This window comes from Pannus brasiliensis CCIBt3594, from assembly GCF_036688125.1.
GTDB classification, from domain to species: domain Bacteria; phylum Cyanobacteriota; class Cyanobacteriia; order Cyanobacteriales; family Microcystaceae; genus Pannus; species Pannus brasiliensis.
The window spans coordinates 134415-145292 of record NZ_JBAFSM010000006.1; the positions used below are offsets into that span (position 1 = coordinate 134415).

The 10878-nt window shown below is 49.7% G+C and carries 10 protein-coding genes and 1 pseudogene; 6 read left to right on the forward strand and 5 right to left on the reverse strand.

Going from position 1 to position 10878, the window contains the following annotated elements:
• Positions 1-324: 324 nt before the first annotated feature.
• The 4 genes from psaC (at position 325) to V0288_RS05135 (ending at position 1589) form a co-directional block, all read left to right on the forward strand.
• Positions 325-573 (forward strand): photosystem I iron-sulfur center protein PsaC, encoded by a 249-nt coding sequence (gene psaC / locus V0288_RS05120; protein ID WP_332863954.1) that lies wholly within the window; start codon positions 325-327, stop codon positions 571-573.
• 19 nt (positions 574-592) lie between these two features.
• Positions 593-781, forward strand: a complete 189-nt coding sequence (locus tag V0288_RS05125; protein WP_332863955.1) for a hypothetical protein — start codon at positions 593-595, stop codon at positions 779-781.
• A 112-nt stretch (positions 782-893) separates the two neighbouring features.
• The gene (gene ureA / locus V0288_RS05130) at positions 894-1196 is read left to right on the forward strand and encodes an urease subunit gamma (RefSeq protein ID WP_332863956.1); all 303 of its coding nucleotides are present in this window, start codon (positions 894-896) and stop codon (positions 1194-1196) included.
• Between the two features lie 66 nt (positions 1197-1262).
• Positions 1263-1589 carry an urease subunit beta gene (locus V0288_RS05135; RefSeq protein ID WP_332863957.1) on the forward strand — a complete coding sequence of 109 codons (327 nt, stop codon included), beginning with the start codon at positions 1263-1265 and terminating at the stop codon, positions 1587-1589.
• Between the two features lie 28 nt (positions 1590-1617).
• On the opposite strand, the gene V0288_RS05140 is transcribed toward V0288_RS05135, so the two are convergent.
• A complete protein-coding gene (locus V0288_RS05140; protein WP_332863958.1) occupies positions 1618-3066 on the reverse strand; it encodes a sensor histidine kinase in 1449 nt (482 codons plus the stop codon).
• Between the two features lie 366 nt (positions 3067-3432).
• Entirely contained in the window at positions 3433-3585 is a 153-nt protein-coding gene (locus V0288_RS05145) for a hypothetical protein (RefSeq protein ID WP_332863959.1), read from the reverse strand.
• A gap of 112 nt (positions 3586-3697) precedes the next feature.
• Here V0288_RS05145 and V0288_RS05150 point away from each other — a divergent pair, with 112 nt between their 5' ends.
• Positions 3698-5752 (forward strand): NAD(P)H-quinone oxidoreductase subunit 5, encoded by a 2055-nt coding sequence (locus V0288_RS05150; protein WP_332863960.1) that lies wholly within the window; start codon positions 3698-3700, stop codon positions 5750-5752.
• Between the two features lie 110 nt (positions 5753-5862).
• Here the strand turns inward: V0288_RS05150 and V0288_RS05155 are convergent, their stop codons facing one another.
• The 3 genes and pseudogenes from V0288_RS05155 to lpdA form a co-directional block, all read right to left on the reverse strand.
• Positions 5863-7635, reverse strand: coding sequence for a COR domain-containing protein (locus tag V0288_RS05155; protein ID WP_332863962.1), 1773 nt, complete (start codon positions 7633-7635; stop codon positions 5863-5865).
• 174 nt (positions 7636-7809) lie between these two features.
• A pseudogene (locus V0288_RS25070) lies at positions 7810-8295 on the reverse strand (leucine-rich repeat domain-containing protein); the annotation flags it as partial.
• Between the two features lie 173 nt (positions 8296-8468).
• Complete coding sequence (lpdA, locus tag V0288_RS05160; protein ID WP_332863966.1) at positions 8469-9899, reverse strand: dihydrolipoyl dehydrogenase; 1431 nt, start codon at positions 9897-9899, stop codon at positions 8469-8471.
• A 194-nt stretch (positions 9900-10093) separates the two neighbouring features.
• On the opposite strand from lpdA, the gene V0288_RS05165 reads away from it, so the two are divergent.
• Complete coding sequence (locus tag V0288_RS05165) at positions 10094-10537, forward strand: hypothetical protein (protein WP_332863963.1); 444 nt, start codon at positions 10094-10096, stop codon at positions 10535-10537.
• Positions 10538-10878 lie beyond the last annotated feature (341 nt).

A 10878-nucleotide genomic window follows, 5' to 3' on the forward strand; every position in this document is an offset into this window, starting at 1 on the left:
GACTCGCGAGAATTGAAAGTCGAATGTAACTTAAAAATCGCAATTTTAAGAATATTTGGTGAAAAAATAAAAAAGATTTTAATTTAAAAGCTCCTGAATTCTCCTTTCTCCTCTTCACTCCTGACTACTGTCTCCTGTCTCCTGTCCCAACAAGAGATTGTTGATTTTTGTCGGAGGTCGAGAGCGATCGCCATTCCCGCGCCGACTGTTACAGAATTTAAAGTTATGTCACCGATCGGGCGAAGGAAAGATACCCACGCGGTAAACTAACCCGTAAACCCGAAATTTAACATGGAGAACACTCGGTAAAGGAGTCATAACTCAATGTCGCATAGCGTTAAAATTTACGATACCTGCATCGGATGTACCCAATGCGTCCGGGCTTGTCCTCTAGACGTGTTGGAGATGGTTCCCTGGGATGGCTGTAAAGCCAACCAGATCGCGTCCTCTCCCCGCACCCAGGATTGTGTCGGTTGCAAACGTTGCGAAACGGCTTGCCCGACCGACTTCCTGAGCATTCGGGTTTACCTGAGCGCGGCGGAAACCACCCGCAGTATGGGTCTCGCCTACTAATCGGCAGTGTCATTATTCCGTGTTTAGTCATTTTTTTTGCAAAAATCCGTTCTTTAAGGGGGCTAACCGGCTCTCTTTTTTATTGGGGAGGCAGGAGGCAGGAGGCAGGAGGCAGGAGGCAGGAGGCAGGAGGCAGGAGGCAGGAGGCAGGAGACAGGAGGCAGGAGGCAGGAGGGAAAGAAGGCAAGAGGGAAGTGTTATACAATGAATACTAGCGATTTAAGGGATTGAATGGATTCTTTCTCTGACTCCCGATTTTTGGTGGGTTACGCTTCGCTAACCCACCCTACGGCTATTAAATCCTGATTTCTCCCGGAACCATGCAACTTTCGCCCCAAGAAAAAGATAAACTCCTGATTTTCACGGCGGCACTGCTCGCCGAACGCCGCAAAGCTAAAGGACTCAAGCTCAACTATCCGGAGGCGATCGCCTATATCACGGCCGCGATCCTCGAAGGGGCGCGGGAGGGACGGACGGTAGCCGATCTGATGAGTTACGGAACCACGTTATTACATCGCGATGAGGTGATGGAAGGGATTCCGGAAATGATTCCCGAGGTTCAGGTCGAGGCTACTTTCCCCGACGGCACCAAACTCGTCACCGTCCACGACCCTATCCGGTAACGGGCTTTTTGAAAACGGTCAAAAGGTAGAGAGATAGCGATCGAACCCAATATTTCGAGGAAAATTATGATACCTGGCGAAATTATTACGCCCGATGGCGATATAGAACTGAACGCGGGACGGGAAACTGTCCGTCTTACCGTGGCGAATACGGGCGATCGACCGATTCAGGTCGGTTCTCACTATCATTTCTACGAGGTGAACGAGGCGTTACGGTTCGATCGAGAACGCGCCCGAGGAACCCGTCTCAACATTCCCGCGGGAACGGCGGTACGTTTCGAGCCGGGGGACGAAAAGGAAGTGGAATTAGTCGCTCTGGCGGGAACCGGGGAAATTTACGGCTTTAACGGTCTCGTAAACGGCCCGCTCAAGGGGAAGAAAAAGAAAAAATAATTTCTGACGGGAGAGATTTATCGATCGATTATTTTCCTCTTCCCAAGGGCAAGAAAACGGTCAAAACCTCTTCCTCTTCGGGTTTCTGGCGGACGATAAATTTACCGCCGAGCGCCTGGAAGAGATTTTTCGTGACGTTCATATTCAGGCTTAAACTGCCGGTTTCCGGTTGGAACATGAGAACCTGTCCCAAGGCTTTTAGCGGCTGATTCTGTTGGCCCGATCGAGCGTGAAACTGCAATTTTAATTGATTGCCGGCGGTGGATACCTGAACCCGCACCCGTCCGCCACCGTTTACCCCGCGGGTGCATTTTTCCATGATCCCGCTTAACATCCGATCGAGGAGATCGGGATCGCTGATGACCGAGGGGAGTTTTTTCGGTAGGGTGACTTCTAAAGACACGTTACGGCGCTTGGCCTGTTTCTGCCAGCGGGGAACACTGTCTTGAAAAACCCGATCGAGGGAGATGGGAACCAGTTGAACCGGTCGATCGGCGATCGGATTAATGCCCAACTCGGCGGCCCGGAAAATCAGTTCCATGCGATCGATCTGCTCGCTACACTCGGTATCGATCGTCTCCAGATGTTTCTGTACGTCCTCGGTAACTTTCGCCCGTTTGAGCAGTAATCGGGTGATCGTGCGAATGGTGGTCAGCGGGGTGCGGATCTCGTGGGTTAACGCCCGTAATAGCTCTAGATCGAGTCCCTGCGGGTTCTCGATCGCTTCCCCGTTTTTCTCTTCCCGGCGATCGTCCGCGCTGGAACAGAGTTTTGTCTTTTTGTCCTCTATCGCGAGAGGGATAGGGAGATGTTTCAGTAAATTTCTACTAAATTCGCTGACGAGACGGTAATCCGGGGGATGGAACCCGGTTTTCTCGATCGATCCGGTTAATTCCGATAAGCGCGGGTGACGGGTTAGCGATAAACGCTCGCGGAGACATTCCCATCCCTGCCGCACTATCGCGGGATCGAAGGAAAAATGTAAGGCCGGTAATCCCCATTCATCCTCTCCCAAAACCAGGAGTAAGGAGAAAGCCGGGGTAATTACCAGACAGAATCGCTCGTTGGCGATCGGATCGTTCGGTAGTAAGGGATATTCCGAGATATTCGCCGTGGTGGTTTCCCCGGCGTGATTTTCCGACGATGGCAACTCGAAACCGAGCCATCGTAACTGTTTACAGGCTTTCACGCTAAAAATTCCCACCGATAAGCCTTCGAGGGCGATCGGATCGCGGATCATCGCCGTCGGCCCCGACAGTAGTAAACCGCGATCGGGGGTGTCCGGATCTCCGGTTTGTCCTAATAAAGATTCTAGGGAAGCGATCGCCCCGAACCACTCGCCCTCGGCCCTCGATCGAGCGCGCGTGACCCATTCGCCTAAATTCGGGTAGGGAGAATCGAGAGTCGCCGTTTCCGACGGAGAAACGTCCCCAACTCGAAAAATATCGCTTAGTTTCCCTAAAGATCTCTCTAGCACGGTTAGATCCTACCTAGATACGAGCTTCCTTCAACTTCTCGCGGAGCTTATCACTTTCGATCGGGACAGAGGACAGAATTCAGGGGTTGGGAGCGACAAAAACGGTCAAAATGCTTTAAAAATATAGATTAATCGCTTATTATTCTCCGAAATTCCGAGTTTCTAAATTTCTGTTTTCCCGAAAATGGCTTATACAAGAAGTCTCTTCTAGAATAGTACCCACCTCTTAACATCCCCCGTAAGGGTAGAACCGAACCCAATTTGCCGTGATATCCGCGAGAGGAAGGAGGGGATGGGGAGATGGGGGGATGGGGAGATGGGGAAAAAGCTGTCAGCGGTCAGCGGTCAGCATTCAGCTAATCGCTCTTAAATAGTAGCTAAAGCTGAAAAACTCGCACCCTGAAAGCTGATAGCTGAACGCTGATAGCTAAAAGCCTCCTGTCTCCTGTCTCCTGTCTCCTGCCTCCCGCCTCCCGCCTCCGGACTCCTGACTCCTGACTCCTGACTCCCTAACCACACGACAATTTTTGGATTCCGAAAATAGGTATAAACACTTTCTTAAGAATTAAGCTATGTCACAATGGTTAAAGCTAAACCAAATAGTAGAAAGTTATAAAGTAGGCATTACCTGATGGAACCGCTTTATCAGTACGCCTGGCTAGTACCCGTCCTCCCGTTGGTGGGGGCTACCCTAGTCGGCTCGGGATTAATTTCCTTCAACCAAGCCACGAATCGTCTCCGACAGGTAAACGCGGTGTTTATCGTGTCCCTGCTCGGCGCTTCGATGGTTCTCTCTTTCGCACTGCTCTGGAGTCAGATTAACGGACACGCCCCCTATAGTCAGATGTTCGATTGGGCGGCGGCGGGTAACTTTCACCTGCAAATGGGTTACACGATCGATCACCTTAGCGCGCTCATGAGCGTTATCGTGACCACCGTAGCCTTCCTGGTCATGATCTACACCGATGGCTACATGGCTCACGACCCCGGATACGTGCGTTTTTACGCGTATCTGAGTATTTTTAGTTCCTCGATGCTCGGCCTCGTCATCAGTCCCAACCTCGTGCAAATTTACGTGTTCTGGGAACTGGTGGGGATGTGTTCCTACCTGCTGGTGGGTTTCTGGTTCACCCGGAAAGCGGCCGCCGATGCCTGTCAGAAAGCCTTCGTTACCAACCGTGTCGGCGACTTCGGTCTGCTGTTGGGTCTGCTCGGCCTGTTCTGGGCGACCGGTAGTTTCGAGTTCGATGTGATGGGGGAACGGCTCGAAAATCTCGTCTCTTCCGGGGCGATTTCGGGCGGATTAGCCGCTCTGTTCGCCATTTTGGTGTTTTTAGGTCCCGTGGCGAAATCGGCGCAATTTCCCCTACACGTCTGGCTTCCGGACGCGATGGAAGGCCCGACCCCGATTTCCGCTCTCATCCACGCCGCCACGATGGTCGCGGCGGGTGTGTTTTTAATCGCGCGGATGTACCCGGTATTCGAGCATATTCCGACCGCGATGACGGTTATCGCCTGGACGGGCGCGTTTACGGCCTTTTTAGGCGCGAGTATCGCCCTCACCCAGAACGATATTAAAAAGGGTCTGGCGTACTCGACCATTTCCCAACTCGGTTATATGGTGATGGCGATGGGTATCGGCGCGTATTCGGCGGGATTATTCCACCTGATGACCCACGCGTACTTTAAAGCGATGCTTTTCCTCGGTTCCGGTTCCGTGATTCACGGGATGGAAGGCGTGGTCGGTCACGATCCCGTTCTCGCGCAGGATATGCGGATGATGGGCGGTTTACGGAAGTATATGCCGATTACCGCGCTGACGTTCCTCGTGGGTACTTTAGCCATCTGCGGGATTCCTCCGTTCGCGGGTTTCTGGTCGAAAGACGAGATTCTCGGGTTAGCTTTCGAGGCGAATCCGGCCCTGTGGGTTATCGGTTGGGGGACGGCGGGATTGACCGCGTTCTATATGTTCCGGATGTACTTCAACACGTTTGAAGGCGATTTTAGAGGGACGAATAAGGACATTAAACGTCGTTTACTGGCGGCGGCGGGCGAGATTCCCGCGTTCGGGCCGGGGGCGATGAACGTGAAGCAGTTGGAGTCGGAAGCCCACGACGAGGCGGAAGATCACGGGCATCACAGTCACGAACCCCACGAATCGCCGTTGACGATGACGTTACCGTTGTTGATTCTGGCGGTTCCGTCGCTGTTGATCGGTTTGGTAGGTAAACCCTGGGAAAATATGTTCGAGGCGTTTATCTACGCGCCGGGAGAGGTGGTGGAAGAGGTCCACGCGTTCGACTGGACGGAGTTTCTGATCATGGCGGGAAATTCGGTGGGAATCGCGCTCATCGGGATTACCGTCGCCTCGCTGATGTATCTCCAGAAGAAAATCGATCCGGCCTCGATCGCCGCTAAATTCCCCGCGTTATACCGTTTCTCGCTCAATAAATGGTATATCGACGATCTGTACGATCGAATCTTCGTCCAGGGCTGTCGTCGTCTGGCGCGGCAGATCATGGAGGTGGATTACCGTGTCATTGACGGCGCGGTGAATTTGACCGGTTTGGTCACTCTCGTCAGTGGGGAGGGGCTGAAGTATCTAGAAAACGGTCGCGCTCAATTTTACGCCCTGATCGTCTTCGCGGCGGTATTGGGGCTGGTGATCGTCTACAGTCTGGTGTAGTTCGATCGAGTGTAATTTGAACACGGGGAAAGGGGTGTAATGCCCCTTTCTTTTTTTTGGGGTTGGATAATTTTTTTATTTCGATCGAGCCGATCGAAATACGGGGAAGTTCACTCGTTGAATGATTCGGGTAGTATTCTCTTGAGTGACGCTTGAATTTTTGCTAATTTACAGCCGGTCGGGGATTCCGCCCAAGTTAATAACGCGTGAACTCGATCGCTCTGCGATGCTATAGGTGGCGGAACAATTCCGGCAGGGGGATCGATCACGAAAAGAATGTCGTTAAACTGTTCTTTCACTAGGTTAGTTAAGAGTTTAAGTAACTCAAGTCGATCGATCGGTTGAGAGGAGAAATCGAATCCTTTTAATAAATTCGCTACGGGTACATCATCGTAGCTTTTTTTACATTCTACCGTTTGTTTCTCTCTTTGTAAACGGGTTTCTAGATCGGTGAATTCATAAAAATGCGGTTCTTTTTCTATTACGCATTTCCTACAATTGCAGGGGATCATTTTGTCGTATTTTAATTTGTGATAAGATTCGCTAATTTCGTCGAGTTGGAAGGAGACGATCGATCGCAATTGTTCGATATTCCTTCCCGAAAAGCGGATATAGATCCTTCGATCGAAAAGATTCTCGATGATTTCGGCTCTCGTGCCTTTGTAATGCAGGATAACGCCGTTTTTCCATACCCATCGGTGATCCTCGATGTAGCGGTACATGGTGACGACGAATTGCCAGAAAATCCCTTTTGGCATGAAGAAGTCGTAACGAAACTGCATCAGGCTATTGTTAGAATTCTCCCAAGGATAATCGGGTGTATTCGGGGGGAGCATTTGCGGGGCGACGAGTTGGCCGGTTTGTTCGATCTCGTAGACGAGGCGGAATTTTTTCATCAATTCGGTTAAGGTATTCTGCATATATTGGTACTGTTGATCGCTCCACAGACTCGTACAATCCTCGCGGGTAAATCGACCTTGTTTCGCTTTAATTCCATCGTCGTCGAAAAGGCGATAGATCGCGTCAGTCGCCCATGTTGGTTTTAAAATCACGCGCTCGCACAGAAGAGGATGATCGGCGAAATGTAATACGATTCCCAAGTCGTGAAAGTAGCCGAGTAGGGTATTAATATCTTGAAAATTTGTTATACCATGTGCGTGACAAATTGTATCGAACTCTTGACGGCTAATATAGTCTCGTGTATCGGTTTCTATGGCTTGCCGTACATCCACCCAACGAGCGGGAACTGGTTCACCGATATGGGGTAAACAGTTGGCGTTATGTTCGATGTGGCGAATCAAAGTTTCTAAGTCTTTTAAGCGTTGTTGACGTTTATTCGAGTCAGTTTCTTCTTGGGTTTTTAAGTTGACAGATAAAATTTCTTTAAGGCTGTCCGGATAACGGATTCGGAGTTCGGATGTATTAATGATTCGCTTAAGATCGTCTTTCTCGTTGAGAACAATAATTATCGGGCTGTCTTTTGCGAAAAGTTCGATAATATTTAGCCAATAGTTAAAATCGGTGTCATCTTTACGGTTATCAGCTACCAGAACGTATAGAGAGCGTTTGGAAAGAAAAAAACGATGGGTAGCGTGGTAAATTTCCTGACCGCCAAAGTCCCACACGTTGAGATCGAATTGACGATATTCGCCTTCATTTCTCGCTCTAACGCTGAAGGTATGGGGATTGATGGAAATCCCTCTCGTGCGATCGTCTTCATCGGGAAGATAGCAGTTAATATCCTCGATTTTATGCGCTAAGGTTGTTTTTCCCGCTCCTCCTTCCCCGACAATCAACATTTTAGCTTCGTATAGGTAATCTTTGCCTTGAATTTCCAATTGGCTATAATAATTCCGGATCGCTTCGTTACCTTGTTTTACCACTTCGATCGGAGGTTTCTCTATAGGATTATCAGATAGGTCAATATAATTATCGTTATATTTTAGAGCTTTGTTGACCGCATTGGTATTGACAATAAAAAGACGGGATTTAGTGTTTCTATTATTTATTTGAATAGTCAATCCTTTTTCTGCCAGCCAATATGGAATCTCTCTAATCTGATTTTTACTTAAATTTATCGAAGTTAATTTGGCTAATTCTTGTAAAAATGATATGTCGCTTATTTTGTTTTGGCTTAAATCAAGCGAGGTGAGTTCGGTAAGTTCTCCCAGACAGGATATATTAGTTAACAAAAAACGGTTTATGATAAGGTTTTGTAAATATCGAAAATGCTTTATTAAAACAACATTCAACCTTGGATAGGGATAGGCCAAGGCTTGAATCTTTTTTCTATTAATAAAATATTTTCCAACAACCTTTTTGTTGGTGTTATTTTTTAGGCATAAAAATACAACTTTATTGTCGGCAGAAACAAGACAAAAATAATTTTTGTCTTGTGTAATATGTGCAATCTCCGAGAGATATTGAAAATCGTTGACAAAAATTTTATTTATTTTTTTGCCGATGCTTATTTCTAATTGACGTAGATGATCGAGGTCAGACATGATTATATCGCTTGAAAAAGACGGTTTTGCCGATCGCATCGCATCCGGCAACTACACGCTAGTATAGCTCAAGTTGCCGGGGACGGCGACAAGCTTTTCCCGATAGCGCCGCGTCGATCGAATAACCCCGACACCCCTCGATCGCCCTCTTGCCAATTCAACACCATCGAACCGAAAAAAGGATCGATCGATGCGATCGATCCCTACCCAATCTACGCGACCACTTCCGCGCGTTTATACGCCTCGTCTAACATTTCCGAGAGCGTCGGGTGAGCGTGAATATGGAACGCGAGATCGTGTACCGATTTGCGTTCCGCGATGGCGTTGGCCGCTTCCTGAATCAGATCGGACGCGTGAATGCCGATAATATGCACCCCCAATAATTCCCCGGTATCGACGCGATAGACCACCTTGGCGATCCCTTCCGTCTCTCCTTCCGCGAGGGCCTTGGAATTTCCTTTAAAATAGGTCTTGACAGAAGCGACCTTATACCCTTCCTCCTGTCCTAACGCCTCCGCCTGGGATTCGGTTAACCCCACGTAACTGATTTCCGGGTGGGTGAAAGCCGCGGCGGGAATCGAGCGATAATCGATCGTTTTCGATCGACCGCAGATATTTTCCACCGCGATCACGCCCTGTCCGGATGCGGCGTGAGCTAACATCATCTTACCCGTCGCGTCGCCCACCGCCCAGAGATGGGGGATCGGTTCGCCTTCCTTGAGGACTTCCAGGCGATCGTTCACCGGAATAAAACCGCGTCGATCGAGTTGAACCCCCACCGTTTCCAGACCGAGGTTTTTCGTCGCGGGAATCCGTCCGGTAGCCACCAGACAGGCATCTACCTCTAGGGTTTCGATCGCCTCTTTCGTCTTCGCGTCCACCAGTTCGATCGTCACCGGATTGCCCGGTTTAATCGTTTTCGCGAGAACCCCGACATAGGTTTCGATGTCTCTGGGCTTAATCAGCACCCGTTCGGCGATTTTCGCGATTTCCGGGTCGAATCCGGGCATCAAGGTATCCAACGCCTCGATCATCGTCACCTCGCACCCTAACGCGGTATAAACATCCGAAAACTCCAGCCCGATGTAACCGCTACCGATAATCGCGATCCATTTCGGCAAGGTTTCCAATCTAACCGCCTCGTCACTGGAGAAAACGGTTTTGTGATCGATCTCGATTCCGGGCGGAACGAAGGGAACAGAACCGGGACAGAGCATAATATCGCGAGCGGTGTAGATTTTCTCGCCATTATCGCCGATAACGCTCACTTTATGCGTGTCCGCCACCTTTCCCCAACCGCGGATCGTGTCCACTTTGAGACGTTTCAGACTATTGGTAAGGTCGCCTCTAATCTTACTAACGAGATTGTCCGCGTGGGCGGCGATCGTCGGGCGATCGAACTGTACCGCGCCGATCTCGATACCCAACCCGCGCAGGTGATGACTGTCCTGTAATTCCCGCACCTTTCCCGATGCCGCCAACAGCGCTTTCGAGGGAATACAGCCGCGATTAACGCAGGTTCCGCCCATATCCTTCGCCTCGACGATCGCCGTCTTCAAGCCGCATTTCACCGCGTGTAACGCCGCCCCGTGTCCCCCGACTCCCGCGCCGATAATAATCAAATCGTAATCGAACTCGCTCATGGCTCTCTGACCCTTAACAGTTTGCATTCCCTCATTTTAGGGTCTGGCGCGATACGGGGAAAGAGAGGGGAAGGCGATCGGCAGAAAGCAGGACAGCCGGCGAAAACTTTTCCCGTCACCGGGTTTAAGATAGAAACTAGAGAGAAATTTTTCACCTTTTTACCGCTATGGAAATCGAGAGACCGGACATTATCGTGACCGATCCGGACGGGGAATATTTACTACTCGTCGAGGTGAAACTCGAATATATCGAATCTGAAATCCCGGATGCGATCGAACAATTTAAACGGACGATGGCGAGTTTTGATTGTTCGCTCGGATTACTCGTCGCGGGAGAGAAAATAATCCTTCTCCGGGATTCCCTAGAAAAATATGGTGGCGAGTCGGTAAGCGTGGTGGGCGAGGCAAAACTGCCCGATTCTTTACTTCCTCCCCCCGATCGATACTGGCAAGATAGTCCCCAGTTCGAGTTTGAAGTACGGGTTCAGCAATGGTTAGAAAATCTACAATTGGGTTTCGATCTCGATCGATTACCGGAAGATTTAAAAACCCTGTTAGACGAGGGATCGATCATCGATCTTCTGCGAATGGGGAAAGTAAGAACGGCCGGACCTCGATGGAGTACGGTGACAGTATGAAACCCTCGGTGATTTTTGTAGAAACAAACTGGCTCGTAGAGATGGTTAAGCCATCCTATCTACAGACTCCCCAGGCGCATCAGTTGCTATCTCGCGCCGAGACTGGCGAGTTTGAATTATATCTACCCGCGATCTGTCTCGCGGAAGCGAGGGAAACGATCAAGCGTCGTTTTTCTCGAAAGACTCGCCCGACGAACAATGTCCGCGAATTTGTTACTCTGGTTCGGGATAATAATCGAATAACCCGTGAAGAGTCTAACGCGGTTTTGAAAGTGTTGGATATGTTCGATACAGCCTTTCTCACAAAGATGAGGTATACTGTTATCGATAGCTAAATTGAA